This window comes from Streptomyces sp. 8N706, assembly GCF_052245415.1.
GTDB lineage: Bacteria > Actinomycetota > Actinomycetes > Streptomycetales > Streptomycetaceae > Streptomyces.
In genome coordinates this window covers 168,832-193,945 of the sequence record NZ_JBQQBW010000001.1, presented here as the reverse complement: position 1 = coordinate 193,945, position 25,114 = coordinate 168,832, and the positions used below count along the sequence as shown (strand labels likewise).

Genomic DNA, 25,114 nt, shown 5'->3' with positions numbered 1-25,114 from the left:
CGCCCGTGTTCAGGGTGCGTCAGCGCGGGCCCTGCTCAGGACGGTTCCGCACGGATCGCCTGAGCCGGCCCGCGCGGTGGCGCGGCCTGGCCCGAGCGGCTATTCGCCGAGGAGTTTGAGCCCGTAGGTGCTGGTCAGTTCGGCGACCCATGCGTCCGAGAACCCGAGACCGTACCGCTCGCCCAGTTCGGCGCGCTGCTGGACGAACTCGGCAGGACCTTCGGCCGTCTCGGCGAGCGTGCCCATCTCCTCGAAGAACCGCTCGAAGCCGGCCGGCGAGATGATCTCCAGAATCCTCGCCGGTTCCGGCCCGGCGTTCCAGAAAGTGTGCAGGATCCCGCGCGGTTTGAGGATGTACGAGCCCGGGCCCGCCGTGGCCTCCTGGTCGCCCACCCGCGCACCGACCCGGCCCTGCAGGACGTAGGAGAACTCGTCCTCGCGGCTGTGGATGTGCGGCGGTACGAGGCGGCCGGGCTCGATCGGATGCTCGACGACCGAGAACTGGGCGCCGGTTTCCTCACCCCAGATCTTGAAGTCGACCCCTATGCCCGCGAGCCAGATCGACTTCCCCTCGTCCGGTTCGATGACCAAGCGGAAAGCCCCCACAACGGCCTCCCTGATATCGCTTTTATCCCTATGTGCCAGCCTATGACGGGGATCCGGGATGCGCCCGGTGGGGGCCCGGGGGCCCGTCTCCGCCCGGCACGCCGGAAGCCGATCCGCGTCAGCGTCGGGGAGCAGTGCCCGGAAAACCCCGGGACCGGGCGCCGAGCCGCTCCGCCCCGTGGGCCTCTGGGGCGGAGGTAAAGCGGATCAAAGCGGTCCGGTTTTTCGCCGGGTTATCGCGGCTCCCCGTCGAATTCAGACGGCCCCGGGACGCAAAACCGAAACGATAAGGCTTCGAAGCATCCGCTCCATAGCGTCGTGTGCGGCCGCGGAACCGTAAACGTCGAAAGAGCTGAGAATGCCCCCCACATTCAGCATGCGTGTTCATCGAAGCACCCTCCCCGCAGGTCTTGCCGGAGCGCCGGGAGTGGCAGCGGTCTCCACCCGCTCCGGCATCAGCGGGAAAAACCAGGACTGGGTCTGAACACGGTCACCGAGAGGAATCGATGAGCCCTAGCAGTCTTGACAGCGCCGTGTACGGGCTGTTTTCCACCCACGCGCTGCACTTGGCCGACAAGCATGGTGTTCTCTCGCCGACCGGATCGCCGAGGCGCTCGTACCGGCCCTGGACCGTCCGCTGGTCCTCTTCGGGCACAGCATGGGTGCGTCGGTGGCGCACGAGGTGGCGATGCGGCTCGAGGCGGCCCACGGACCCGTCGTCGGCGGGCTCGTGGTCTCCAGCCGCAGCGCGCCGTCGCGGCTGCGGCCCTCCGGTGTCTCCCGGGAGAGCGACGAGGTGCTGCTGCGTGACGTGCTCGAACTCGGGGTGACGTTCTCGGCCGCGCTGCACCACCCCGATCTGCGGGATCTGCTGCTGCCCGTCATCCGTGCCGACTACCGGCTGACGGACGACTACCGGCCGGCCGTGCCCCCGCGTCCGCTCGCCGCACCGGTGACCGCCTACCTCGGCGACCGCGACCCGCATGTGTCGAGCGAGGACATGCGGGCCTGGTCCGAGGTGACCGGGGGCGGCTTCCGGCTGACGGTCCTCCCGGGGGACCACTTCTATCTGCTCGCGCAGGCCTCCCGCCTGGTCTCCGGGGTGGGCGGGCTGCCCGTTACGGTCTGACGGTCCGGCAGCCCGGCGGAGAACCGGACGGCGAGGGTACGCAGGGCGTCCACCGTCCGGTCCTCCCCGTATCGCGCGGTCAACTCACGGGAGACCAGGTGGAATTCGGTGCAGCCGAGGACCAGCCCGGAACATCCGTAAGCCTGCCGCATGCGCTCCACCTGCGGCAGGGTCTCCCCCGGCAACGGCCCGTGACGCTTCATCCGGTAGATGAGCCGGTGGACGAGGGCCTGGTCGTCCTCATCGGGCCGGACCACCCGGTGGGCCACGGCGTCCCAGCCCGGCGCCTCCTCGAAGATCCGCGCCCGGCGGGTCCCCTCCGTGGAGAGCAGCAGAAACCGGCCGGTGGTGCCGGTCAGTTCCGCTGTCGTGCTCTCCACTAGGGACACCACCCGTGCGCGCAGCGCGGGATCGAGCCGGTGCAGAAAGTAGTGCGCGGTGAAGCAGACGACAACCACCTGGCTGGCCCCGCGCGCCAGCAGCTCCGCCAGCCGGGCCTCCAGCCGCTCGGTCATCTCCCGCACCCGGCCCTGACGGATCGCCTCGGTGCGGTCGGGGAAGGCGGGGTCGGAGTCGAGCAGCACGCGCGGGCGCGACTGTTCCGGCCCGGCCCACTCGCGGGCGTAGAGCGTTCTGAGGAACTCCGCGGAGGCCAGCGGCCCCATACCGCCCAGCACTCCGAGGACACCGGTGGACGGCAGCACCGGGATGGTCATCCGGCGCTCCGCTCGCGGGACGGCGTCGCGGTGACCGCCTCGGGCGCCGGGCCCCCGTCGAGCGCCGGGGCCGCATCGGGTGCCGAGACCGCATCGGGTGCCGGGGCCGCCTGGGGCGCCGGGGCCGCATCGGGTGCCGGAGCCGGCCCGGACAGCCGAGCCGTCCCGGACACCGAAACCGACTCGGACACGGGGACCGACTCGAGCGGCCCGGCCGACGGCGCGATCCTGGGGGCGATGATCCGGCCGATCTCGGCGGCCGACTGCGGCTCCAGCATCCTCGGGTGCTCGCAGTCCACCTCGTGGACCTCCAGTTCGCCGTCGAGGAACTCCTTCCAGGCCTCGGGGGTGTTCCCCTCCTGACGCTTCCGCGCGGCCACGACCAGGAGCATGGTCCCGCGGAACCGGTCCGGCCGGCGCGCGCTCGTGATCGTCACGTTGTTCACCATGACGTCCAGCGCGGCCGCCCGCTGACCGTCGTCGAGATGGCGCAGCTCGCTCTCGCCCCGCCCGAGCCAGCCGACGATCCGGGTACGCATCTCCTCGATGCCGGGAGGCTCCTGCGCGGCGCCTTCGGGGAGCCCGTACACCTCGGCGTACCCGTCGTGCATCCGCGTGAGGATCTCCTCGAGGCCGCCGGTGCCCGGGCCGTCGGACGGGGCCGGGTAGGCGTCGAGCAGGGCGAGCAGCGCAGTGCCGCCGGGACCAGCGGCGCCTCGCCTCGCGCGGCGGGCTTCTGCTGGACGTACGCCACCAGACGCGGGTCGCCGGCCCGGTCCTCACGGACCATCACCACCCCGCGGGCGACCCCGGCGCAGCGGCCGACCGCCGCCTCGACCTCGCCGGGTTCGACCCGGAATCCGCGGATCTTGACCTGGGTGTCCGCCCGGCCGCAGAACTGCAGCCGCCCGTCGGCGTCCCAGCTCGCCAGGTCTCCGGTCCGGTACATACGGTTGCCGGGCGCCCCGTACGGATCGGCGACGAAGCGCTCCGCGGTCATCGCGGGCCGGTGCAGATATCCGCAGGCCAGGCCTCCACCAGCTGTTCCGAGCGGGGGACGGCCACGGCGACATACGTCTCGGAGCCGGCGCCGTGGGCGACGAGCAGCCGAGCCAGCCGGTTGGCCCGTTCGTTCAGCTCCCGGTAAGTGAGATGGGTGTCGCGGAAACTCACCGCCGGGACGTCCGGGGTGAGTCGTACCTGCGCCTCGAAGAACTCTGGGAGTTTCAGCGCGGTTATGGAGCGCTCCTGTCCCTGCCACTGCGCCTGGCCGTTCGGACCGTTCATCTTCCCGACTCCTTGTGCATGGGCAGGAATGCGGAATGCTTCTGCGGCTGAATCTAGGGAGGCCTTCTTTCGCCGCGTTATTGAAGCCATTTCGCACCGTGGGCCCAGGCCACCGGCCTGGTCCGGCGCACTTACCATGGACCGGGTGACGACGGATCAGGACAGCACGCCGCAGCGGGCGAAGACCCCACCGGCCGGGCCGGAACTCCGCTTCTCGTCCACCTTCCGCACCCTGGCACGGGACCTTTTCTCCTTCGCGCCCCGTCCGATGCCGTATCTCTCCCGTACGCGCAACCGCGTGCTGCGCCGGCTGCCCCTGATCAGCGCCGTACTCTTCGCGCTCCTCCTGACCGGCAGCAACACCGCTCTGATCCTGGAGCGGCTCCGGGCGCCCGGGGCACTCTGCCTCGCCCTCGCCGCCGGGCAGACGCTGCCCATCCCACTGGCCCTGGTCCGGCCCATGGCCGCCTGGTGGCTGTCGCTGCCCCCGGTGCTCGCCTACGCCGTCCTCACGGCATCGGAGTACGGCCGTCTGGCCCCCGGCGATCCCTGGCCGTGGACGGAGCCGGGGCTGATGGCGCACGTCACCGTCACGCTGATCGTCGGCTGGCGGGTGAGGGCACCGGCGTTCGTCGGCCTGTGGGTGATCGGTGTGCTGGCCGGATCGCTGCTGGAAGCCTTGTTGCGGCCGGAGGCCGCCGCCAGCAACCTGGCCCTGTTCGCGACGCTCTCCGCCGTCGGCCTGGTGATCGAGGGGGCCCTGCGCGGCCGGCGGGACGCCCAGCGGAAGCTGAAGCGGCAGGAGAACCTCACGGAGATCGAACGCTCCCGGCGGACCCTGCTGGAGGAGCGCACACGGATCGCCCGTGAACTGCACGATGTCGTCGCCCACTACATGTCCGTCGTCGCCGTCCAGGCGGAGGCCGCCCCCTACCGGGTCCCCGACCCTCCCCAGGAGCTCAGCGACAGCTTCGCCGGCATCCGGGAGAACGCGCTCGCCGCCCTGACCGAGCTGCGGCACATCCTGGGCATGCTCCGGTCGGACGAGCAGGGCTCCGACGGCCGTTACGCGCCCCAGCCCACCCTGACGAACATCGACGAGCTGGTGGCCAATGTCCGGGCGGCCGGACTCCGTATCGACACGGTCGTCTCCGGCACCCCCCGGCCGCTGCCGCAGGGCGTGGCGCTGTCGGCCTTCCGGATCGTCCAGGAGGCGTTGAGCAACGTGCTGCGCCATGCCCCCGGTTCACAGGTGGAAGTCGGGATATCGTACGGACATGCGGACATCGGCCTCCGCGTGGTGAACAGCCCGGCGACGGGCCCCGTACGCCGCCAGGCCGGGTCCGGACACGGCGTGCTGGGCATGCGGGAACGGGCGGCGACACTCGGCGGCACCCTGCGGGTCGGGCTGAGAGAAGACGGGTGGTACGAAGTGACGGCTTCGCTGCCGACCGGCGAGAGCGAGGGTTCATGACGATCCGGGTGCTGATCGCCGACGACCAGACCATGATCCGCGAGAGCTTCGGAATCCTGCTCAACGCCCAGCCGGACATCGATGTCGTCGGTGAAGCGGTGAACGGCGAGGACGCGATCCGTCAGGTCGCCGAACTCGCCCCGGATGTCGCCCTGATGGACATCCGGATGCCCGTCCTCAACGGGCTCGAGGCGACCCGCCGGATCACCGCGGACGGCAGCGTCACCAAGATCCTCATGCTCACGACCTTCGATCTGGACGAGTATGTGTACGAGGCGCTGCGGGCCGGCGCGAGCGGCTTTCTGCTGAAGAACTCCTCCGCACACCAGCTGGCCGACGCGGTACGGACCATCGCCACGGGCGGCGCGCTGCTCGCACCGACCGTCACCAAGCGCCTGATCGAGGAGTTCTCCCGGATGGGCTCTCCCCGCGCACCGCGCCGGGAGCGTGTCGCGGATCTGACCGAACGCGAGACGGAAGTGCTCTGCCTGATCGCCCAGGGCCTGTCCAACTCCGAGCTCGCCGAGCAGCTCGTCATCGCCGAACAGACCGTGAAGACGCACGTCAGCCGCATCCTGGTGAAGCTCGGCCTGCGCGACCGCACCCAGGCGGCCGTCTTCGCCTACGAGGCCGGTCTGGTCGTGGCGGGGGACTGACCGGCATCCCGGCGACCGGCACGAGCCGGTGGGCCGCTCCGCTCCGGAATCCCGGAGCGCGGGTGTCCGCTCCGGAACCCCGGAGCGCCGGTGGCCACGCCCGAACCCCGCAGCTCCGGGAACCAGCTCCGAACGCCCAGCGCGCCGGGGGAGCAGCCCCCAACGCCGAAAAGCGCCGCGGGACCAGCTCCGGACCCGGAGCGCCGGGGACCGCCGCCGAACCCCGGAGCGCCAGGGACCGACTCCGAGCCCCGGAGCTCCGGGAATCAGCTCCGCGACCGGCGCCGGGGGGCGGAATCAGCTCCGCGTCCGGTACTTCCACACCGACAGCGGGGCGAACACCGCGATGAGGCCGAGGCTCCGTCAAGCCTGGAATCAACGGAAGCCATGCTTGCTCATCCCCCGTATCCACCCTGCGCCCCCGTAGCACAGGTGATCGATTGATCACTATAGGCGCGCGCCAAGGCCCGTCGCCAACCTGAACCTGTGAAAGCCGGATTGACGGAAACGGAACCCTCGACGTCTGTGGGGACGGAGGCTCAGCAGGAGGAGGAACAGAGGGGAACCGGACCCACCGGGTCCGGTCCTACGCCGGCTACGGGAGGTCGAAGAAAATCATCGGGTTGTCCGGGCTATTGCGGACCGGCTCGTCGAGTCCGAGATCCTTCTTCACCACGGAGAGCTGCGCCGTCACCTCGGGCGCCTTGGCGGCAGACGGGGTGAAGAATTCGATCCCCTGCTCGGCCAGCCACTTGACGATGACAGAACCCTCGCTGAGCGGCTTCGGCCGGCGGCCGTGGAACACATCGTGGACGCTGGTGGGCGTACCGGCGGGCACGGCCGGAAACACATGGTCGATGTACCAGTGCGCAAAACGCGCCCCGTGGTCCGCGTCGATGAAGAGGTAATCCGTCTTGCCGGGGATCCTGCCAAGATGCTCCCGGACATTCCCCTTGGTGAACGTCCAGCGCTGGGCGGACAGTTCCTCGGGCACGTTGCGCACCACATTGTCGACGATGTCGAACGAGTGGAGGTGACCGGTTCCATTGTCCCGCAGCGCACTGAGGATCCACATCGTGGACCAGCCGTAGAAGGTCCCGATCTCCACCACGACTTCGGGACGGAGTTCACGCAGGAGCAGATAGGTGATCTCGGCCTCCAGATCGTCGAGCTGGGCCTTCATCGACTTTCCGCGCTCCTGGAGGAAATTCCGCTGGGCGTCCCGTACCTCCCTCAAGTCATTCTCGTATTTCACATACAGCGTGCTTATTGATTCGATGGATATTGCGCCCATTGACCCTTCCAGGAGAGACTGCCGAAATCACGAACTGTGACCGTAGGAACGGGGATTATCGCTTCGAATATCGTTTCGATATTCACATCCCGCTGTGGCGGATGAGCCGGGTCCGGGACCTATGCCCCACATCACGGAAAGCGGCGCACAGCGCGATCAGGACCATGACGAAAACGGGAATCCAGGCGAGTCGGGCGGCGGCCCAGGCCGGCTGGTCGGGAGGAGTGTGCAGACCGAAGAGCGGATCGCCGATGCCGAGGGCCACCACGGTCACGGCGAGCATGGCGGTCTGGTGCCAGAGGAACACCGTGATCGCCGACATGTTCATCAGCGCCGTGGCCGCCCAGGCGAACGCGCCCGCGCCCGCCCGCACTTCCGGTCCCCCGGATGACCCGGATGAGCGGTGGCCGGCCTCCGGCGGCTGCCCCACCATGCGGCGGAGCGGCCCGCACAACAGCAGGGCCCCACCGCACTGGGCCAGACCGAAGGTGACGGCGGCGAGCGAGAGCGGATCGAGATTGGACGCCGTCGACCCGGGAACGCCGACCATGCTGGCGGGGTAACCGCACCACAGGATCAGTCCCGCCGTGGCGAGCGCGCCGCCCACGAGGAGTGCGGCCGCCTCCCGCCGGCGGCCGAATCCGCCCGCCGCCCACGCCACGCCCAGACTGAACGGCACCAGCCAGCCCAGGGGGACATTGAGCTGCCGGAGCGTATCGACCCATCCGGCACCGCCGGACGCGGAATGCGCCGCGTCCAGTGCGGCCACCGCCCCGCACGCCACGGCGGCGACCCGGGCACTCACCCGGTGGACCAGCGGCGTCACGGCGGTGAGCACGGCGAACACCAGCAGGAACCACAGCGGTGAGATGACGAGCTTCAGCAGCGTACGGATCGTCTCGTGCGCGACCCCCGCGGCGACCAGTCCGGCCACCACCAGCGCCCACATGGCCAACAGGGTGGTCACCGGGCGCAGAAACCTCTTCAGCCGTTCGGCCAGCCACCAGCCGTAGCGGACTCCGCGGGATTGTGCGGCGGCGTACCCCTGGGCCGCGACCCGCCCTCCGACGAAGAAGAAGATCGCCAGTGGCTGCAGCAGCCAGGACACCGGTGTGAAGCCGGGCATGTGCCGCAAGGGGCTGTCGCCCATCAGATGGCCGTCGGCGCGCAGCGTCACCGCGCTCACCAGCCAATGGCCGAGGACGATCCCCAGAATGGCCAGGACGCGCAGCACATCGACGGCCCGGTCACGGTCCGCCGGGGTCGCCGCCTCGATCCGGAGTACGGCCGTACGCAACCGGCCGCCGGCCCGCTGACCGGCGGCCGGTGCGCCGTCCGCGCACGGGGGTTTGCGCGGAGGCTCGAGGGGTGGGACGAGAGGCCGGAGCCGCAGATCAGTCATGGGAGACCTCCGCGCCCCGGCCGAGGGCGATCAGGGAGAGATTGCGCAGCGCGAGGGTGCCGGACCTGAGGTAGTCGCTGTGGCCGCCGGAGCCCGCGGCGAAATGCCGCGCCCCGAACTGACGGGACGTCGGGTCGGTGCCGAAGCCGATCGTCCTCCCCAGGAGGCTGACTTCGGTGTTGGGCACCTCCCTGATCCAGTCGTCCGTACCGCGGCCCGCCCACACCGGAACCTCGCTGTGCAGCTCGGAGACCGACCGCACCCCCATGCCCGGACTGCCGAAGACCGCGATACCGGAGAGTGCCGGGATCCTGCCGGGGCTTCCCGCGATGGCGCTGCCGCAGACCACGGACCCGTAGGAGTGGCACAGCAGGGCGGCGGAGGCGGTGGGGTTCGCGTCGCGTACCCGCTCGACCAGCTTTCGCAGCTGTCGTCCGCCCTCCTCCGCACGCGCCGTGGTGACGACGTCCCGGCTCATCGTCCGCGGCGCGTGGTAGCCGAGCCAGGCCACCACGGCGACCTCGGTGTCCGGTGCCGTCCGGCGCATCTGCGCGTACAACGCCCGGGCCCCGCCGTTCAACGAGGCGTACCGGGTGCCGAGTCGGTCGAAGGTGTCGATCGTGGTGTCGGAGCCGGGCACCACGACCGCGACCCGGTCCGCGTGGGCCAGGTCCCCGATCACCTCGACGGCCAGCCCGTCGCCGTCCGTACTGAAGGAGAGGAACTGTCGTCCCTGCGCGCGGAGTCCGCCGAGGTGCTGTGCGCGGGCGGTGTCGCCCATGTGCCGCGCCGCACGCTCGGACTCGGTGATGTAGTCCCGGTTCGCGGCGTAGCGCGCCTCGAGGGTGTCGGCGCTCACCGCGGCGAGCCTTGGGGCGGGAGGCGTACCCGGCATCCCGGACCGCGTGGCGGCGCTGACCGACAGCACGATGGATCCGGCGGCTACGGCCACCAGCAACCCACGCCTGAGACGCGACGCAGCTCGCATGGGGGCCTTCCTTCCTACGCACGGGGAGCAGTTGAGTAGGAGGCTAGGAGCCGCCGGTTGTGGTCGACGTCCCGCTGAGGAGTGCTCTTGGGCGGTAGCTCTCAAGTACTACGGGGGAACCCGCATGCCGGTCCCCGGCCGCGATCCTGGCCGCCGCGGCCCTGGTCAGTGGTCCGCGACCACGCGGACGTCACGGCCGGCCCCGTCGCTCCCGGTCCGTGGAGTGCACAACGGAAGGGGTGGCACAGGCACTATGGGGCACCCGGCCGAGGCCGGACAGCCGCGTTGCCGCCGCCGGGGCCCGACGCAACCGAGGGGTCGTCCGCGGTCGTTCTGCCGTCCGGCGTGACAGCCGCCGGTGGCGATTGCCGGTTACGGTCACCGTCGCCGGGTCGACAGTGGTCGCGGATAACGGTCGCGATAGCCGTTACCGTCGCCGGTCGCGGTCGCCGGGTCGACGGTGGTCGCGGATGCCGATGACCGGTTGCCGCGTCGGACGGCCGGTCGGGCTCGAGGAGGGGCCACGGCCGGCCCTCGTACCGCGTCCGGAGGGAAGCGCGAGCAGGGGCATCAGCTCCGGCGCAGCCGGGCCGCCGCCTCGCGGATCGCGGGCAGCCGCCTGTACAGCGCGTCGCCGGGGCAGCGGGTCTGGTGACTGTCGCGATGCCCGGAGATGACATGCAGCTCGGCGGTGGCGCCCTCCTTGTACTTGCTCTCGTCGTTCGTCGACACCAGTCGCACCATGCCGCGCGGGTCGGCCCCGTACCGCAACTTCCACGCGGCGACCTTCGCGATCCCGTCGATGAGCGCCCGCGGCACCGTCACCCCGGCGTCGAAGCTGCCCAGGGCGGCGATTCCCACGCTGTCGGCGTTGAATCCCTTGGTGTGCGCCCCGTGCACCGAACGTCCCACGCCGCCCGCCCGGCCCTCGTAGACGGTCCCGCACCGGTCCACGACGAAGTTGTAGCCGATGTCGTCCCACCCCTGCCGCCTCACATGGTCCGTCTGCAGCGCCCGGAGCATGGCGGGGACATCGGCGCAGTCGTAACCGTTGGGGTGTCCGGTGTGATGGATGAAGACCGCGCTCACCGCACCCGTGTACGTCGCCTGGTGCCTGACCATGCGCTCGTCCGCCCGCCAGGCGGCCCGGCTGACGATCGCGGGTTGCGGCGCACCGCGCGGCTGCCGGGGGCCGACGACGATCGGCTCGGGCGGCACGAGCCGTACCGGAGCGTCCCGCATCACCAGCAGTGCCAGCGGCAGGACCACAGCGCCCAGGGCGAGTCGACGGGACCACATGGAACCACCCTGCGCCCTGTGACCAACCATCTCGCAGGCGAGTGGGCCGATCGGGTGAGTCCGGGCAGCCACGCCCCGGCGCCGGCCGGGATCGCGGCGCGCCCCTCCGGCAGGCGCGGTGCCGAACGGGATCGCGGCACGCCCTCCGGCATGCAGGGAACCCGACGGGGTCGCCACACCCCCGGTCACCTGGGCGAAGGCGTCGGCGAACCCCGCGTTGTTCTCACCCGCAGCCCGATGCAGTCCAGCGACGAGCGGCGCAGCGCGTCCAAGGGGCCGACCGCCGGACCCGGCACCGCAGCCCCTCCAGCACCCGGAGACCCGGCACCACAACGCCCCTCGGTGCCCGGAGACCCGGCACCACAACGCCCCTCCGGGACCCGCGGTGCCCGCATTTCCCCTGACCACCCCGTCGGACGCGGCGGATCACCCACGACCGGCCGGGTGCGACCCGCCTTGGTAGCGTGCGAATCCTGGACGCGAGGCATGCAGGCATGCAGGCAGCGTGCGCGTGTGATCAGTGCGACGAGAGGCATCCGATGATCTTCATCACGGCCAAGTTCAAGGTCCGTCCCGAGTACGCCGACCGGTGGCCGGAGATCGCCGCCGACTTCACCGCCGGCTCGCGCGCCGAACCGGGCTGCCTGTGGTTCGACTGGTCCCGGAGCGTCGAGGACCCCACGGAGTACGTGCTGGTCGAGGCCTTCCGCGACGACGAGGCCGGGGCCACGCACGTGCAGTCGGACCACTTCAAGGCGGCCCAGCGGACTCTGCCGCCCCACCTGTCCGAGACGCCGCGGATCGTGAACATGAAGGTCCCGCAGGACGACTGGTCGCTGCTGGGCGAGATGGCTGTTCCCGACACGGAGTAACCCCGTACGAATCCGCATTCGGCGTCGCGCCACCACCAACGTTCCGGGATGTCGTGGTGGCGACACCGCGTCCCGGTCAGGAGTCCCCGCTGTCGGCGAGCTCGGCCGGCAGCAGCGCTCCACGTTCGACCAGACGAGCCACGTGGGGGAGGGCGCTCTCGACAAGTCCCGCCGGGTCGGAACCGTGCTCGGTGGCGAGCTGTTCGAGGTGTTCGCGCAGCGACCGTGCACTGCCGATACCGCCCAGCAGGCTCACGGCCAGCGGAGTGGTCTCCTCGCTCCAGCCCACACCGGAGCCGGTCACGCGCAGCACCTGCCGCCGGAGCTGCCAGCCGTCCCGGCCCCGCAGCGCGCCCTCCTGCCAGAGCACCAGGCCGGGCGCGGGCACGTAACGGGCCGCGAGCGGATCGTGGTCGCGCAGCCAGTCCTGCCGCTCGAACCACCCCGCCACCTGAGCGCCGAGCAGCTGCTCCCCGTCGCTCAACTCCTCGACCCGGACGACCGGATCGCGCCGCCCGCTCCTGCGCAGCACCACCGTGCCGCCCCCGACCGCCTCGATGCGCTGTTCCTTGAACCACTCCAGCCACGCCGTACGGCCGGCCGACTCCTCCTCGCCGTTCTCCCTGAGCCAGTGGTCCACATAGTCGGCGGCGTCGGTCCGGTGACTCTGCACGATCCAGGCGTCCATCCCCGCGCCCACGGGGACCCATGAGGCGACCCGCTCCCTCCAGTCCTCTCCCTGGACATGCGCCCAGTTCGCCCGGAACTGCAGAAAGCCGCCGTCGGTGAGCAGACCGGGGGCCGCGCCCGCCAGCTCGTTGCAGATCCGGTCACCGGGCCGCCCCGAGTCCCGGTAGAACGAGGTGACGGTTCCCGGCCCGACGATGTACGGGGGGTTGCTGACCACGAGATCGAAGCGGCGGCCCGCCACGGGCTCCAGCATGTCGCCCCGCAGCACCTCCCAGTCGAGGCCGTTGAGTGCGGCCGTGGTGGCGGCGAATCGCGCGGCTCGCGGTGACAGGTCGGTCGCCGTGACGTGTCCGGCCAGGGTCGACAGATGCAGCGCCTGGACACCGCAGCCGGTGCCGAGGTCCAGTGCGCTGCCGACGGGATGGGGAACGGTCACGCGCCGGAGCATGGCGGCGGTGGGCCCGACGGGCAGAACGTACTCCCGGTCGTGCGGACGGGCGGCCGTCAGGAACGGGGGGAAGTCCGAGACGACCCACCACTGTTCGTACGGGTGCAGGTAGACCCCGGCGCGTACGTGATCCTGCCGGTCCCGCCCGTCCTGGCCGCCCCGCCCGTCCTGGCCGTCCTGCTCGAGGAGTCCCGCGTCCAGCGCCTCGGACAGCGGGAGCGGAGACAGCGCACGGGAGGCGTCGGCGGCCAGTACGGAGCGGCCGCACAGGAACAGCCGGATCAGCGTGGAGAGCGGCTCGTCGTCACAGAGCGCGGCGAGGGCCGGTTCGACGACGTAGCGATTGAGATCCCGGGCCGCCCCGTGCCCGACCCGGGCGACGAGGCCGTCCCGGCTGAACCCGTGCTCGGTCAACGCTTCGGCGAGCCGGGCGATGCCGTTCGCGGAGAGAAGTGCGTCAGTCATGCGGCCATCGTGTGGCCTGCGGCCCAATCGCCTTTCCGCACCACACAGCGCGTTCCCCCCCAATGAGGGAAAGAACGGAAAGTCTTCAACGGGCCGCGAGTTGCACCGGCGGCCCGGCGTCACTCCTTGTTAGGAGAAAGGCATGGAACAAACGAATCATGCCCAACAGCTTCTGCGCCGGGCCGGAATCGCCGGTGGTCTGCTCTGCGCCACCAGCGTGCTGAGCATCACCCCCGCCGTCGCCGACGACCGGGACCCCTACTCGTGGTACGACACCCCCTCGGGGAACCACGCGTACTCGTTCGGCGGGGACTTCGATCTGTTCTCGCAGGTCTCGAAGGTGCCCAAGAAGCTGGTCTCCCCCGACGCGGCCGCCGCCTCGGGCTTCAGCGGGCCCCTGGGACAACTCTGACACCTCGCAAACCCCACCGGTCCCCCGCCTTCCGACGACAGGCGGGGGACCTTCCGCTTGTGCGGCGCGGGTTGGGCGCGCTGCCGCCCGGGTCCCGCGCTGCCTCCGCTGCCGCCGCTGCTGCCGCACTGATCCGGCCCGGGACACGCACGATCCGGCGCATGCCCGCCGTACGGAGCCGCACGCCCGGTGCACCTTCGGGCGGTCCGGCAGCCCCTGCGACCTCACGCGGAAGTCTGTCGGCCGAAGGCCTCGTGAGCCCGGACGCGGGCCCGTCACCAGAGGGCTGTCCCTGCGGATGTCGCAGTACAGCTGACCCTCTGTCATCCATGGGCGGCACTGAGGAGGCATCTTCCGGCCCGACGGTCGGAATTGGCTCCGCTAGGCGCTGGGCGACGACGGAACCTGCAGGCTCCGGATCCGGGCATCGATACGCCTGTACATTGCGCCGACCCGATCTCAGGCATTCCTCAGCAATGGTGCCGACAGAATCCTTGCATTGCAGAAGAGGAGCCCCGGACAGGGAACGACCTGCGCGGCCCCGCAGATCACAGAAAGGGAAATACCAGGCTTCTCGGTGAAACATCGCACATTTTCCACGATGACGCCATGCCCGCGATTCTCCTTGCTGCCGGCTTCACATCGCGGCCCGCGCACCCGGCCCGTATTCACCTCGACCGAGGTCGGCATACTCGCCTATGGTCGAATCCATGGTGAGCGCACGAGAAAGGATTTCGAGGCCGATCCGCTGCTCACCCGTATCCATGTTTTCCGCCTGCGGCGCACGGTCCACCGAGCGCCCGGGGGGCCGGGGCCCCATTGGCCGCACCGACGCCCGGCGGGGGGCGTCAAGTGGTCGCCGTTGCGCCTTCGGTGAGGCCGTCACCGCATGGGAGCCGTGTTCCGGACACGCCTCGCGAGGAGCGAAAACAGGGCCGTGTGACCCCTTCGGCCTGCACCCATATGACATGGCGTGGGTGTAGTGCACATGGTAACGTACGCCCTGTGACGTAAGAGACGAGCGGTTCCGTCGTTCGACCGGCCGCACCGCTCCTATTCCCGGGAGATGCAGCTATGGGACGTGGCCGTGCGAAGGCCAAGCAGGCGAAGGTGGCCCGCGAGCTCAAGTACACGTCTCCGTCGGCGGACTTCGACGCCCTTCAGCGAGAACTGGCCGGCCGGCCGACGGTTCCGGAGGAAAAGGAAGAGCTCGATCACGATCAGGGAATTCCGGAGCGCCGACCGTACGGCCACCCGTACGACGAGAACCGATGAAGCTCTTCTCCGCATTTCGGAGCTTTCCTCCTTCCCTTGTTTCGATTCCTTGACCGCCGCCATGGAATGCAACGGCAGACCGTTATGACAGCGGCTCCACTTTCGGGGACCGACCACACAGCCGACTTGCGCGGAACGACCGACACATCGGAGCAGAACCGTTGACCAGTGCGCTCCCGGACCGGACGGTGCACGTGTGGTGGGCGGAACTCGACGATGCCCACGACGAGCTGGTCCGATTGCTCGACCCGGTCGAACGGACGAGGCTCGACGCCTATCTCCGTCCGGACGACCGCCGGCGGTTTCTCCTCGGGTGTGCGATCAGCCGTATCGCGCTGGGTGAGTACCTCGCCATGGAACCCGCCCGGGTCGGCCTCGAACGGCGGTGCTCGCAGTGCGGCGGACCGCACGGCAAGGTCACGGCACGGGGAGAGGGTCCGACAGGCATACGGTTCTCCGTGACGCACGGCGGCGGCCTGGTGGGCGTTGCCTTCTGCCGAGCGGCCGAGGTCGGTCTGGATGTGGAGCCCGCCGACCGGGCCCTGGACGTGGACGGGTTGGCGTCCACCGCGCTGTCCGAGAACGAGCGCGCCGTCCTCGACCGGATGTCACCCGATGAGCGGCCGACGGCCTTTCTCCGGTACTGGTGCCGCAAGGAAGCCGTGGTGAAGGCTCTCGGGCTGGGGATGCGCGTACCGTTCCGGAGGCTGGAACTGTCCCCGCCCCAGGAGCCGCCGGCCATCGTGGCATGGCCCGACCGGCCCGATGCGGTGGACGTCGTCCAGCTTCTCGATCTGGAGACGGGTGAGGGGCACCAGGCGTGCCTGGCCATCATGGACCCCTCCCCGGTGACGGTCGTGAGCCGACGGGCCGGCACGCTGCTGCGCCACTGGGCCGTACCCGGGTAGGTCACGCCCCCTTGCGTGCCCGGGACGCCGTCTTCTTCGCGGGCTTCTTCGCCGGCTTCTTCTCGGCGGACTTCTTCTCGGCGGAGTTCTTCTCGGCGGACTTCCTGGCGCCCGCGTCCGCAGGCTTTCCGCCCCTGGTCTGCTTGGTTTTCCGGACACTCTCCTCCAGTGCGGCCATGAGGTCGACGACCTGCCCGGACGGTGCCTCGGGCTCCGGCGGCGGTTCGATCTCGCGGCCCTCCAGCTTCGCTGTCACGACCTCCACCAGCGCGTTGGTGTAGTCGTCGTGCAGCTCCTCCTCCGGCACCTCGTCCATGCTCTCCATGAGCTCCTGGGCACGCCGCAGTTCCTCGTCGGTCAGCTGGACGTCGCGATCGGGGGCGAGACCCGTGTGCGGGCGGATCTCGTCGGGCCAGAGCATCGTGTGCATCGTCAGGGCGCCCTCGTGGATGCGGATCAGCGCGAGGACCTCCTTGCCTCTGAGCGCGACCTTGCCGATGGCGACCTTGCCCGACCGGTCCAGCGCGTCCCGGAGGAGGACGTAGGGCTTGGCCGCCGCGGGCCCGTCCGCCTGCAGGTAGTAGGCGCGGTCCAGCTGCAGGGGATCGATCTCCTGGCTTGGGAGGAACGCGAGGAGCTCGAACGTCTTGGCCGTGGGGATGGGCAGACGGTCGAAGTCCTCGTCGGTCAGAGGTACGACCTGGTCACGGGAGACCGGGTAGGCGCTGGCGATCTCCTCGTTGGGGACGTCTTCCCCGTCGAGCTCGCACACCTTGCGGTTACGGATACGGCCGTTGTCCTGGGCATGGACTCGATGGAGGGTGATGTCGTGGGACTCCGTGGCGCTCACGACCTGGACGGGGATCGTGACCAGGCCGAAGCTGATCGCACCTCGCCAGATGGGTCGTGGCATGACGGGCCCTCTCTCCCTGCTCCGTCCATGGCGCTCCATGGGATTCCATGGGGTTTGTCATGGTATGCCGGGGTGGAGCTCGGCGCAGCCCGCCGTTCGGCCCGTTCAACCGCGCCGGAGCGCCCGCTCCGGGTGGCAGGTGTCGCACGGCTCCACGTCCGGGTCGGCCAGCAGCGCGTACGCCTCCCTCGTCGTGACCCGTTCGTGGGCGGTCCGCGCCTGCCAGCAGTCGCGCCGGTGGAGCCGCCGCGTGGGTCCGTCGAGCGTGCGCCGGAGGTTCTCGACCTGCCACTGGCGGCCGGCGACCGCCCCGTGCGTGGGTACGGCCCGGTAGTCCTCTCCGGGGATCGGGGCGACATGGCCCGCCGGAGCGCTGAACGCGACGGGTGTGGGTTCGGCGACGACACGGCCGTCACCCAGGGTGCTGCGTGCGGTGAGGAGGGCTTCGAGCTCGTACCACCACTGCCCGTCGGGGGTACGGGTCCGTCCGGTGACGACAGCGTCGAGCTGCTGCCCGTCGGGGAGGGAGACCCTGGCCCAGGGGCCCGCGGTCACGTACCGATCATCCTGCACTGTTCGATTCTAGTTCGAATATAGCGAGGGGCGACCCGTCCGCTCCCGAGAGACACGGAGGGCAGAGCGTGTCCGGCCTCCCGCCCCTCCGGCTGGTCGCTGAAAGCACCAGCAAGGCCTGCAAGGAATTTGCCATAGACTTGCGGCATGGCGAGTCGATTGGTGGAGGTCGCGGAGTACGCGGGCGTCAGTGAGGCGACGGTGAGTCGCGTCCTGAACGGCAAACCGGGGGTCGCGCAGTCCACCCGTGCCGCCGTGCTGACGGCACTGGACGTCCTGGGGTACGAGCGGCCGCCGCAGCTGCGCGGACGGGCGAACCGCCTGGTCGGCCTGGTGGTCCCCGAGATGGGCAACCCGGTTTTTCCGGCGTTCGCGGAGGTCATCGGCAGCACGCTCGCCCAGCGGGGCTTCACCCCTGTGCTGTGCACACGGACGCTGGGCGGAGTGCAGGAGAGCGATTACGTCGACATGCTGCTGGAACACCAGGTCGCCGGCGCGGTCTTCGTCTGCGGTCTCCATTCGGAACAGGCGGCGGACCACGCCCACTACGACCGCCTGGCGGAGCGCGGGCTCCCCGTCGTCGCCGTCAACGGCATCATCGAGGATCTGAAGATCCCGTGCGTCTCCGCCGATGATGCGCTCGCGGTCGAACTCGCCGTCCGCCATCTCGCCTCCCTCGGTCACCGGCGGATCGGCCTGGCAGGGGGCGGGCAGGACCATGTCCCGGCCGGGCGCAAGATCGGCGCCTTCCGGTCGGCCGTCCGGGAACACCTGGGTGAAACCGATGCGGACCCGGACATCGTGCAGACCATGTACACCCTGGAGGGAGGGACGTCGGCCGCCTTGCAGCTCTTCGAGCGCGGCGTCACCGGCGTGGTCTGCGGCAGCGACGCGATGGCCCTGGGAGTGATCAGGGCGGCCCGCCGGATGAAACTCGACGTCCCCGGCGATGTCTCGGTCGTGGGGTACGACGACTCGGCCTTCATGCCCTTCGCCGATCCGCCGCTGACCACCGTCAGGCAGCCGGTCGACGCCATGGGCCGGGCCGTGGTCGCCCTGCTGACGAACCAGATCTCCGGTGAGAACGGGCGCCCGGAGGAGCTGCTCTTCGAGCCCGAACTGGTGGTGCGCGGCAGCACCGGTGTCGCTCCGCCCCGCGCCGGCGACACCGACTGACCGGCGCGACACAACGGACCACAGGGGCGCCCCGCGACGGCGGGGCGCCCCTGTGGCGTTCCCTCATCCCCCAGCAGGCCGCACCGCCATGGGGACCACCCGCCATCCTCCGCACGTCCCCGTCGCGCTCCGTTCGGTGTGCAGGGCATGACGTCTCCTTGCAAATATATGAAAGAAACTTGCCGGTAACCGTAGACGATTCCACTTCGGCCTTCCTAGTCTTTCCGGCACCGCGCCCCGGCTGTACCGCCGACGAAGGCGTGAAGTGAGGAGAGACCAATGGGTCACTGGTTGCCAAGAGCAGGCGTCGCGGCACTGGTCGCGTCCGCTCTCGCCGGATGCGGAAGCGGTACGGGCGGGGGCGGCGACGCCGAGGACAGCGCGTCGGCGCTCACCGGCCGGGGGCCGATCACCCTCGCCACGGGCAAGGACAACAACGGCACCCTGTCCAAGATCATCGACCGCTGGAACGCCGGTCACCCCAAGGAGCGCGTACGCGCCATCGAGCTGTCCGACTCGCCGGACGAGCAGCGGCAGCGGATGATCCAGGACGCGGAGCTGAAGTCCGGTGAGTTCTCGGTGCTCAATCTCGACGTGGTCTGGACGGCGGAGTTCGCGGCCAACCGATGGATCGCGCGACTGCCGAAGGACGCCCTGGACACCTCCGCGTACCTCAAGCCGACCATCGAAGGCGCCTCCTACCGGGGCGGGCTGTACGCGGCGCCCTGGACCTCGGACGGCGGACTGCTCTACTTCCGCAAGGACTTGCTCGAGAAGGCAGGCGTGAAGCCACCGAGCACCTGGAAGCAGATGAAGGACGCTTGCACCAAGGTGCTCGCCCTGCCGGAGGCGAAGCGCATGTCCTGTTATGCGGGACAGTTCGAGAAGTACGAAGGTCTCTCGGTGAACTTCGCCGAGATGGTCGACAGCGCGGGCGGTTCCGTCGTGGACGACCGCGGCCGGCCGCGCGTGAACTCACCCCAGGCCGTGAAGGGCCTGAGCTTCTTCACCGACGCCTTCAAGAGCGGCCTGATTCCCAAGAAGGCGATCACCTTCAAGGAGGAGGAGGGTCGGCAGGCGTTCCAGCAGGGCAGGCTGGTGTTCCACCGCCAGTGGCCCTATCAGTGGTCGCTCGCCAACGCCGACGACGGCTCATCGAAGGTGGCGGGCAAGTTCGCCGTCTCCCCGCTCCCCGGCCTCGACGGCCCCGGGGTCTCCAGCCTCGGCGGTCACAACCTGGCGATCAGCTCGAACGCGAAGCACAAGGCGACGGCCCTGGACTTCCTGACGTTCATGACCGGTGAGCGGATGCAGCGGGAGAACCTGCTGCTGAGCTCCAACGCTCCCACGCGCTCCCGGCTGTACGGCGAGAAGGACCTCGTCGCCACGTACCCGTACCTCCCGGTCCTCAAGCAGTCGATCCTCACCGCAAACCCACGGCCGCGCGTCGTGCGCTACGGGGACGCGACCGCGGCGATCCAAGAGGCGGCCTACCGCGCGCTGAACGGAGAGGTCACGCCCGAGAAGGCCCTGGCGGGCCTGGAGAAGAAGCTCCAGGGGATCAGCAACCCGTGACCACGCCGCCGGGGCTTCGCACGGCCGCCGCCGTACCCGGCCGTCCGGAGCCCCGGCCCTCGCCGCCCCCCGCATCCTGTTGAGGTGAATCGTCCATGCCGACTCTGACGGCACCACCGCCCCCGGCCACCGCCCGGCCCCCCGGATCGGCGCCGCCCACGGCCCGGCGCCGCCGGCAGGGCACCGCCCGTCTGGCCGCGGTCCTCCTCTCCCCGACGATCGCCGTCCTGGGGCTCGTCGCCGGCTACCCGGTCGTCGCCGCCGTCCGCGAGTCCCTGTTCACCAAGAACTCCGGCCTCGACAGCTCCGGTTTCGTCCGGACCGGCGAGCGGTTCGTCGGTCTCGGCCACTATGCCGGCCTCTTCCACGGCGAGGCGGCCGAGCGGTTCTGGAACGCCTGGACGAACACCACGTTCTTCACCTTCACCACCGTGCTGATCGAGACCGTGCTCGGTGTCGTCATGGCGCTGGTGATGCACAAGGTGGTGCGCGGCCGGGCGCTCGTACGGGCCTCCATCCTGGTGCCGTGGGCGATCCCGACCGTGGTCTCCGGCCTGCTGTGGCAGTGGATATTCCAGGCGGACGGTGTGGCCAACACCCTCCTCGGACAGCAGGTGCTGTGGACCACCGACGGTTTCCAGGCCGCGCTCGCCGTCATCGTCGCGGAGACCTGGAAGACCGCCCCGTTCGTCGGTCTACTGATACTGGCCGGGCTGCAGCTCATACCGGGTGAGGTCCATGAGGCGGCACGGATGGACGGCGCCAACGCCTGGCAGCAGTTCACCCGGGTCACCCTGCCCCTGCTGCGCCCGGTCCTGCTGGTCGCGGTGCTGTTCCGACTGCTCGACGCACTGCGGATGTTCGACCTTCCCTATGTGCTCATCGGCGCCCACAAGGACTCGGTGGAGACGCTGTCCATGCTCGCCTTCGACGAGGCCGCCAACACCCGGTACGGCCCCGCCGCCGCGTACTCGGTGCTGCTCTTCCTCTACGTGGCCGCGGTCGCCTTCGTCTTCGTCAAGGTCCTCGGGGCGGACATCCTCTCCACGGACGGCACGGAGAAGAGAACGGGCAGGCGCCGCGCCGGACTTCTGCGGCGCGGCCGGGCGAAGGAGGCAACCGTATGAGCGCCATCGCCCCGGCGCGGCCCGGGCGTACCGGGTCCGGGCGTACCGGGTCCGCCTCCCGCCGGACCGCGCTCCGCCTTCTCGGGATGGCGGCGATCGTCGTGTACTGCCTGGCGCCGTTCTACTGGATGGCGGTCTCCAGCTTCCGGCGCAGCTCGGACCTGTTCGCCACGTCCCTGCTGCCGTCACCGTGGTCGCTGGACAACTACCGGGCGGTGCTGCGCCCCGGCAACGGATTCGGACGGGCGCTGCTCAACAGTCTGATCGTCGCCGGTACGACCACGGTGCTGACGCTGGTGATCGCCACGATCACCTCGTACGCGCTCGCACGGCTGGACTTCCGGGGCAAGAACGCCGTACTCGCGGTGATCATCGCCACCTCGATGTTCCCCGGCATCTCCCTGGTCGTGCCGATGCTCAAGCTCTTCACCAACCATCTGCACTGGGTCAACACGTACCAGGCGATGATCGTGCCGTCGCTGTCGTTCGCCCTGCCGCTCGCGGTCTGGAATCTGACCGCCTTCTTCCGTCAGTTGCCGCGTGAGCTGGAGCAGGCGGCCATGGTGGACGGCTGCACTCCGGGTCAGGCGTTCCGCAAGGTCATCCTTCCGCTCACCGCGCCCGGTGTCTTCACCACCGCGATACTGACGTTCATCGGCGCATGGAACGAGTTCATCATCGCGCTGTCGATGGTCAACCGGACCTCCATGCAGACCGCCACCGTGGCCATCGCCCGCTTCGGCGGTGCGACCGGCTTCGACATCCCCTACGGCACCAAGATGGCGGCCGGTGTCGTCGTCACCGTGCCCCTGGTCGTCCTTGTTCTGATCTTCCAACGCCGCATCATCGCCGGCCTCACCGCAGGAGCCGTCAAGTGACCTCGTCGCGCCACCCCCTCACCCTCCAGGAGACGCCCGTGCCGCGTGACCGGACCCCGTCCACCGATGACTGGTGGCGCAGCGCGGTGATCTACCAGGTCTACATCCGCAGTTTCGCGGACGGCAGCGGCGACGGCATCGGCGACCTCGCCGGACTGCGGAAGCGGCTGCCCTACCTCGCCGACCTGGGCGTCGACGCCCTGTGGCTGAACCCCTGGTACCCCTCCCCGATGGCCGACGGCGGTTACGACGTCGCCGACTACCGGGCCATCGACCCGGCCTTCGGCACGCTCGCCGAGGCCCGGACGATGATCGAGGAGGCTCACGGCCTCGGGTTGCGGGTCGTCATCGACATCGTCCCCAACCACACCTCCGACCAGCACCGCTGGTTCCAGGAGGCGCTCGCCGGCGGGCCCGGCTCCGCCGCCAGGGAGCGCTATATCTTCCGGTCCGGCCTCGGGCCGGACGGTGCTCTGCCCCCGAACAACTGGCGCAGCGTCTTCGGCGGGTCCGCCTGGACCCGCGTCACCGAGCCGGACGGTTCGCCGGGGCAGTGGTACCTGCACCTGTTCGCACCGGAGCAGCCCGACCTCAACTGGGAAAGCCAGGAGGTCCGCGCGGAATTCGAGTCGATCCTGCGGTTCTGGTTCGACCGCGGTGTCGACGGAGTCCGGATCGATGTCGCGCACGCGCTGGTCAAGGATCCGGGCCTGCCCGACCTCGGGTCCTCGGACATCGAACTCGTCGGGGCGGCGTCCCATGACGACCACCCGCACTGGGACCGCGACGGCGTCCACGAGATCTTCCGCGGCTGGCGGGCCGTCGCGGATTCCTACGACGACCCCCGGGTGTTCGTCGCGGAGGCCTGGACCGGCGCTCCGGAGCGGCTCGCCCGCTACGTCAGGCCGGATGAACTGCACACCGCCTTCAACTTCGACTATCTGACGGCGCCGTGGCGTGCCGCCGGTCTCCGCCGGGCGATCGACGCCTCGCTGGCGGCTCTGGGCGCGGTGGAGGCCCCGGCGACCTGGGTGCTCTCCAACCATGACGTCGCACGCCATGTCTCCCGTTACGGCAGGCCGCAGCCGGACCGGCCCGTACGGTCGCTGGCCGAGCTGGCCCCCGACCAGCCGTTCGACCGGACGCTGGGTACGGCGCGGGCTCGCGCCGCGGCGCTCCTCACGCTCGCGCTCCCCGGGGGCGCGTACATCTACCAGGGCGAGGAGCTCGGGCTGTGGGAGGTGGAGGATCTCCCGGAGGAGCTGCTCCAGGACCCCACATGGGAGCGGTCAGGACGCACCGACCGGGGTCGCGACGGCTGCCGTGTGCCCATGCCCTGGTCGGGCGACGTCCCGCCGTTCGGCTACAGCCCCGAGGACGCGGGGGCGCAGCCGTGGCTGCCGCAGCCGGCGGCCTGGAAGGAGCTGACGGCGGAGGCACAGCTCGGCGACGAGGAGTCGATGCTGGAGCTGTACCAGGAGGCGCTGCGGATCCGGCGCAGCCATCCGGCGCTCGGCGACGGAGCGTTGACGTGGGACTCCCGCCCGGAGGAGGAGGTGCTGTCCTTCACCCGCGCCCCCGGCCTGCGCTGCGTGGTCAACCTCTCGCCGGAGCCGGTGGCCCTGCCCGGCCACCGGGGCGTGATCCTGGCGAGCGCGCCGCTCGAGGACGGGCGGCTGCCCGGCGACGCGGCCGTCTGGCTGGCCTGCTGAGCGCACCCGCCTCCACGACACCGGCCGTGGCGGAAGGAACCACGGCCGGGAGCCGTACGGGGCGAACGGTCCTCGCCGCCGCGGTGCGGGACAGCGCGGCGGCGAGAACCGTGGCGTTCGCGGACCGCGGGCGCTGGACATACGGGCGCCGGAAACGCGGACGCTGGAACCGCGGGCGCTGGACATAAGGGCGCCGGAAACGCGGGCGCTGGAAACGCGGGCGGCGGCGGAACGGCCGCGGGTGCGCGAGGCCGGAGGTGCCGTTGACGGCCCTTTCCGGTCGGGGGCGCGCGTCGAGTGCCACGATCCCTTCGAGAGAACAGAAGGGAATCTTCCGCGGCCGGGGCCGTTGATCGCCTGCCCGGGACCCGGCGGGGATTGTTCGAACTACAAATCGAAAATTTCGCCTTCGGGGGGAGGCGGGCCCGACCTGGGAATGGCTGGGATGCGTTCGTCCTCGAGCAGCGCGCGGACCTGTCCGCGCAGCTCCGGGCCGTCCTGGTGCTGGTGGACCGATACCGCGTGCTCGATGGCCGCGCGGACGACCTCTTCCTCCTCTCCCGAGATGGTGAGCGTGCAGTGCGACTCACTGGGGAATCTCCGGCAGTCGGCGACTTTCCTTGTCATGACGGCCTCCTGGAGGACGGCTTCTCCCCTCAGATTAAACCCGCATGAATGACTGCGAACTCGGGCACATCGGACTTGGTGTCATGGGAGGCAGCGACCACTCGGCGCCCGTATACGCCACGGCACGCCTCCGGCCCGGCGTCCGCCCGGCCCCACGTCACACGGCCGGGTCGCCCCGGCAGGCATCGGGCGGCCGGATCGCCCGAGCCGGTATCACGCGGCCGGGATCGCCGAGCCGGTATCGCGCAGCCGGGGTCGCGTCGCGGAAACCGCGTCCCGGAACCGCCTCCCTGAGTCACGCGGAAGGCGTCGCCGGGGAGATCACCGGATGCATCCCGGCGCGGGCGACCGCACGCTGGAGGAATGAGCGAGAGCATCCCGGAGCCGCCCCCGGTCATCGTCCGGGGCCCCGAACCCGGCGACCCGCCCTTCCGTGTGGTGCAGATCGGCGGGACCACTGTCGGGAAGGCGCACAGCATCGCGGATGTGATCGCGTTCGCCCGCCACGCGGGGGTGGAGCATCCGGACCTCGAGGACCCCGCGGTCGTCAGATGGGTGAACGGCGACATGTACACCTGGTCGCCGTAGCCGGACGGCGCCGTCCGCGCAGGA

25 protein-coding genes and 2 pseudogenes are annotated in these 25,114 nt (G+C 70.3%); 13 read left to right on the top strand and 14 right to left on the bottom strand.

Annotation, left to right across the window (positions count from 1 at the left end; translation table 11 throughout):
* Positions 1–99 precede the first annotated feature (99 nt).
* Entirely contained in the window at positions 100–606 is a 507-nt protein-coding gene (locus tag ACTWQE_RS00895; protein ID WP_443326803.1) for a cupin domain-containing protein, read from the bottom strand.
* A 601-nt stretch (positions 607–1,207) separates the two neighbouring features.
* Between ACTWQE_RS00895 and ACTWQE_RS00890 the strand changes: the two genes are divergently transcribed.
* Positions 1,208–1,735 carry a thioesterase II family protein gene (locus ACTWQE_RS00890; RefSeq protein ID WP_443326840.1) on the top strand — a complete coding sequence of 176 codons (528 nt, stop codon included), beginning with the start codon at positions 1,208–1,210 and terminating at the stop codon, positions 1,733–1,735.
* On the opposite strand, the gene ACTWQE_RS00885 is transcribed toward ACTWQE_RS00890, so the two are convergent.
* The 4 genes and pseudogenes from ACTWQE_RS00885 to ACTWQE_RS00870 form a co-directional block, all read right to left on the bottom strand.
* Positions 1,672–2,451: an aspartate/glutamate racemase family protein gene (locus ACTWQE_RS00885; protein ID WP_443326802.1), complete on the bottom strand. Its 780-nt coding sequence runs from the start codon at positions 2,449–2,451 to the stop codon at positions 1,672–1,674. The two genes, ACTWQE_RS00890 and ACTWQE_RS00885, sit on opposite strands and share 64 nt — an antisense overlap.
* A complete protein-coding gene (locus tag ACTWQE_RS00880; protein WP_443326801.1) occupies positions 2,448–3,062 on the bottom strand; it encodes a hypothetical protein in 615 nt (204 codons plus the stop codon). Before ACTWQE_RS00880 ends, ACTWQE_RS00885 begins: the two co-directional genes overlap by 4 nt.
* 98 nt (positions 3,063–3,160) lie before the next feature.
* Positions 3,161–3,502, bottom strand: a pseudogene (locus ACTWQE_RS00875) (hypothetical protein); the annotation flags it as partial.
* Positions 3,448–3,738, bottom strand: coding sequence for an AMP-binding protein (locus ACTWQE_RS00870; protein WP_443326800.1), 291 nt, complete (start codon positions 3,736–3,738; stop codon positions 3,448–3,450). The pseudogene ACTWQE_RS00875 and the gene ACTWQE_RS00870, both read right to left, overlap by 55 nt.
* Positions 3,739–3,883: 145 nt before the next feature.
* Here ACTWQE_RS00870 and ACTWQE_RS00865 point away from each other — a divergent pair, with 145 nt between their 5' ends.
* Entirely contained in the window at positions 3,884–5,212 is a 1,329-nt protein-coding gene (locus tag ACTWQE_RS00865; RefSeq protein ID WP_443326799.1) for a sensor histidine kinase, read from the top strand.
* Positions 5,209–5,868, top strand: coding sequence for a response regulator (locus tag ACTWQE_RS00860; protein WP_443326798.1), 660 nt, complete (start codon positions 5,209–5,211; stop codon positions 5,866–5,868). The genes ACTWQE_RS00865 and ACTWQE_RS00860 overlap by 4 nt, the downstream gene beginning before the upstream one ends.
* A 595-nt stretch (positions 5,869–6,463) precedes the next feature.
* Here the strand turns inward: ACTWQE_RS00860 and ACTWQE_RS00855 are convergent.
* From ACTWQE_RS00855 to ACTWQE_RS00840, 4 genes are all read right to left on the bottom strand, one after another.
* Entirely contained in the window at positions 6,464–7,162 is a 699-nt protein-coding gene (locus ACTWQE_RS00855) for a class I SAM-dependent methyltransferase (protein ID WP_443326797.1), read from the bottom strand.
* Between the two features lie 82 nt (positions 7,163–7,244).
* Positions 7,245–8,564, bottom strand: coding sequence for an acyltransferase family protein (locus tag ACTWQE_RS00850; RefSeq protein ID WP_443326796.1), 1,320 nt, complete (start codon positions 8,562–8,564; stop codon positions 7,245–7,247).
* Positions 8,557–9,552, bottom strand: coding sequence for an alpha/beta hydrolase (locus ACTWQE_RS00845; RefSeq protein WP_443326795.1), 996 nt, complete (start codon positions 9,550–9,552; stop codon positions 8,557–8,559). The genes ACTWQE_RS00850 and ACTWQE_RS00845 overlap by 8 nt, the downstream gene beginning before the upstream one ends.
* 570 nt (positions 9,553–10,122) lie before the next feature.
* Positions 10,123–10,851: a peptidoglycan recognition protein family protein gene (locus tag ACTWQE_RS00840; RefSeq protein WP_443326794.1), complete on the bottom strand. Its 729-nt coding sequence runs from the start codon at positions 10,849–10,851 to the stop codon at positions 10,123–10,125.
* A gap of 539 nt (positions 10,852–11,390) precedes the next feature.
* Here ACTWQE_RS00840 and ACTWQE_RS00835 point away from each other — a divergent pair.
* A complete protein-coding gene (locus ACTWQE_RS00835) occupies positions 11,391–11,723 on the top strand; it encodes a putative quinol monooxygenase (RefSeq protein WP_443326793.1) in 333 nt (110 codons plus the stop codon).
* A 76-nt stretch (positions 11,724–11,799) separates the two neighbouring features.
* Here ACTWQE_RS00835 and ACTWQE_RS00830 read toward each other — a convergent pair whose 3' ends face one another.
* Complete coding sequence (locus tag ACTWQE_RS00830; protein ID WP_443326792.1) at positions 11,800–13,326, bottom strand: DUF7782 domain-containing protein; 1,527 nt, start codon at positions 13,324–13,326, stop codon at positions 11,800–11,802.
* A 142-nt stretch (positions 13,327–13,468) separates the two neighbouring features.
* On the opposite strand from ACTWQE_RS00830, the gene ACTWQE_RS00825 reads away from it, so the two are divergent.
* The gene (locus ACTWQE_RS00825) at positions 13,469–13,738 is read left to right on the top strand and encodes a hypothetical protein (protein WP_443326791.1); all 270 of its coding nucleotides are present in this window, start codon (positions 13,469–13,471) and stop codon (positions 13,736–13,738) included.
* 637 nt (positions 13,739–14,375) lie between these two features.
* Here the strand turns inward: ACTWQE_RS00825 and ACTWQE_RS00820 are convergent.
* Positions 14,376–14,504, bottom strand: coding sequence for a hypothetical protein (locus tag ACTWQE_RS00820; RefSeq protein WP_443326790.1), 129 nt, complete (start codon positions 14,502–14,504; stop codon positions 14,376–14,378).
* Positions 14,505–14,812: 308 nt separating this feature from the next.
* Between ACTWQE_RS00820 and ACTWQE_RS00815 the strand changes: the two genes are divergently transcribed.
* The gene (locus tag ACTWQE_RS00815) at positions 14,813–15,013 is read left to right on the top strand and encodes a DUF3073 domain-containing protein (RefSeq protein ID WP_443326789.1); all 201 of its coding nucleotides are present in this window, start codon (positions 14,813–14,815) and stop codon (positions 15,011–15,013) included.
* Positions 15,014–15,174: 161 nt separating this feature from the next.
* Positions 15,175–15,921 carry a 4'-phosphopantetheinyl transferase family protein gene (locus ACTWQE_RS00810; protein ID WP_443326788.1) on the top strand — a complete coding sequence of 249 codons (747 nt, stop codon included), beginning with the start codon at positions 15,175–15,177 and terminating at the stop codon, positions 15,919–15,921.
* A gap of 1 nt (position 15,922) precedes the next feature.
* Here ACTWQE_RS00810 and ku read toward each other — a convergent pair whose 3' ends face one another.
* Both ku and ACTWQE_RS00800 read right to left on the bottom strand, forming a co-directional pair.
* Complete coding sequence (gene ku, locus ACTWQE_RS00805; RefSeq protein ID WP_443326787.1) at positions 15,923–16,834, bottom strand: non-homologous end joining protein Ku; 912 nt, start codon at positions 16,832–16,834, stop codon at positions 15,923–15,925.
* Positions 16,835–16,939: 105 nt separating this feature from the next.
* Positions 16,940–17,407, bottom strand: coding sequence for a DUF6233 domain-containing protein (locus tag ACTWQE_RS00800; protein WP_443326786.1), 468 nt, complete (start codon positions 17,405–17,407; stop codon positions 16,940–16,942).
* A 147-nt stretch (positions 17,408–17,554) separates the two neighbouring features.
* Here ACTWQE_RS00800 and ACTWQE_RS00795 point away from each other — a divergent pair, with 147 nt between their 5' ends.
* The 5 genes from ACTWQE_RS00795 to ACTWQE_RS00775 all read left to right on the top strand — a co-directional run bounded on the left by ACTWQE_RS00795 (position 17,555) and on the right by ACTWQE_RS00775 (position 23,875).
* Positions 17,555–18,583 (top strand): LacI family DNA-binding transcriptional regulator, encoded by a 1,029-nt coding sequence (locus ACTWQE_RS00795; RefSeq protein ID WP_443326785.1) that lies wholly within the window; start codon positions 17,555–17,557, stop codon positions 18,581–18,583.
* Between the two features lie 279 nt (positions 18,584–18,862).
* A complete protein-coding gene (locus ACTWQE_RS00790; protein WP_443326784.1) occupies positions 18,863–20,158 on the top strand; it encodes an ABC transporter substrate-binding protein in 1,296 nt (431 codons plus the stop codon).
* A gap of 95 nt (positions 20,159–20,253) precedes the next feature.
* The gene (locus tag ACTWQE_RS00785; RefSeq protein WP_443326783.1) at positions 20,254–21,285 is read left to right on the top strand and encodes a carbohydrate ABC transporter permease; all 1,032 of its coding nucleotides are present in this window, start codon (positions 20,254–20,256) and stop codon (positions 21,283–21,285) included.
* Entirely contained in the window at positions 21,282–22,163 is an 882-nt protein-coding gene (locus tag ACTWQE_RS00780) for a carbohydrate ABC transporter permease (protein WP_443326782.1), read from the top strand. Before ACTWQE_RS00785 ends, ACTWQE_RS00780 begins: the two co-directional genes overlap by 4 nt.
* Positions 22,164–22,201: 38 nt before the next feature.
* Positions 22,202–23,875 (top strand): glycoside hydrolase family 13 protein, encoded by a 1,674-nt coding sequence (locus ACTWQE_RS00775; protein WP_443326839.1) that lies wholly within the window; start codon positions 22,202–22,204, stop codon positions 23,873–23,875.
* Between the two features lie 441 nt (positions 23,876–24,316).
* On the opposite strand, the pseudogene ACTWQE_RS00770 reads toward ACTWQE_RS00775, so the two are convergent.
* Positions 24,317–24,502, bottom strand: a pseudogene (locus tag ACTWQE_RS00770) (DUF1059 domain-containing protein); the annotation flags it as partial.
* Between the two features lie 363 nt (positions 24,503–24,865).
* Here ACTWQE_RS00770 and ACTWQE_RS00765 point away from each other — a divergent pair.
* A complete protein-coding gene (locus ACTWQE_RS00765) occupies positions 24,866–25,090 on the top strand; it encodes a hypothetical protein (protein ID WP_443326781.1) in 225 nt (74 codons plus the stop codon).
* Positions 25,091–25,114 lie beyond the last annotated feature (24 nt).

Excerpts from the sequence above, each read along its gene's own strand:
- ku (WP_443326787.1), bottom strand. The coding sequence starts at position 16,834 with ATGCCACGACCCATCTGGCGAGGTGCGATCAGCTTCGGCCTGGTCACG.
- ACTWQE_RS00845 (WP_443326795.1), bottom strand. The coding sequence starts at position 9,552 with ATGCGAGCTGCGTCGCGTCTCAGGCGTGGGTTGCTGGTGGCCGTAGCC.
- ACTWQE_RS00765 (WP_443326781.1), top strand. The coding sequence starts at position 24,866 with ATGAGCGAGAGCATCCCGGAGCCGCCCCCGGTCATCGTCCGGGGCCCC.
- ACTWQE_RS00885 (WP_443326802.1), bottom strand. The coding sequence starts at position 2,451 with ATGACCATCCCGGTGCTGCCGTCCACCGGTGTCCTCGGAGTGCTGGGC.
- ACTWQE_RS00880 (WP_443326801.1), bottom strand. The coding sequence starts at position 3,062 with ATGCACGACGGGTACGCCGAGGTGTACGGGCTCCCCGAAGGCGCCGCG.
- ACTWQE_RS00870 (WP_443326800.1), bottom strand. The coding sequence starts at position 3,738 with ATGAACGGTCCGAACGGCCAGGCGCAGTGGCAGGGACAGGAGCGCTCC.
- ACTWQE_RS00830 (WP_443326792.1), bottom strand. The coding sequence starts at position 13,326 with ATGACTGACGCACTTCTCTCCGCGAACGGCATCGCCCGGCTCGCCGAA.
- ACTWQE_RS00815 (WP_443326789.1), top strand. The coding sequence starts at position 14,813 with ATGGGACGTGGCCGTGCGAAGGCCAAGCAGGCGAAGGTGGCCCGCGAG.
- ACTWQE_RS00780 (WP_443326782.1), top strand. The coding sequence starts at position 21,282 with ATGAGCGCCATCGCCCCGGCGCGGCCCGGGCGTACCGGGTCCGGGCGT.
- ACTWQE_RS00820 (WP_443326790.1), bottom strand. The coding sequence starts at position 14,504 with ATGGATACGGGTGAGCAGCGGATCGGCCTCGAAATCCTTTCTCGTGCG.
- ACTWQE_RS00795 (WP_443326785.1), top strand. The coding sequence starts at position 17,555 with ATGGCGAGTCGATTGGTGGAGGTCGCGGAGTACGCGGGCGTCAGTGAG.
- ACTWQE_RS00790 (WP_443326784.1), top strand. The coding sequence starts at position 18,863 with ATGGGTCACTGGTTGCCAAGAGCAGGCGTCGCGGCACTGGTCGCGTCC.
- ACTWQE_RS00840 (WP_443326794.1), bottom strand. The coding sequence starts at position 10,851 with ATGTGGTCCCGTCGACTCGCCCTGGGCGCTGTGGTCCTGCCGCTGGCA.
- ACTWQE_RS00785 (WP_443326783.1), top strand. The coding sequence starts at position 20,254 with ATGCCGACTCTGACGGCACCACCGCCCCCGGCCACCGCCCGGCCCCCC.
- ACTWQE_RS00855 (WP_443326797.1), bottom strand. The coding sequence starts at position 7,162 with ATGGGCGCAATATCCATCGAATCAATAAGCACGCTGTATGTGAAATAC.
- ACTWQE_RS00825 (WP_443326791.1), top strand. The coding sequence starts at position 13,469 with ATGGAACAAACGAATCATGCCCAACAGCTTCTGCGCCGGGCCGGAATC.
- ACTWQE_RS00835 (WP_443326793.1), top strand. The coding sequence starts at position 11,391 with ATGATCTTCATCACGGCCAAGTTCAAGGTCCGTCCCGAGTACGCCGAC.
- ACTWQE_RS00860 (WP_443326798.1), top strand. The coding sequence starts at position 5,209 with ATGACGATCCGGGTGCTGATCGCCGACGACCAGACCATGATCCGCGAG.
- ACTWQE_RS00850 (WP_443326796.1), bottom strand. The coding sequence starts at position 8,564 with ATGACTGATCTGCGGCTCCGGCCTCTCGTCCCACCCCTCGAGCCTCCG.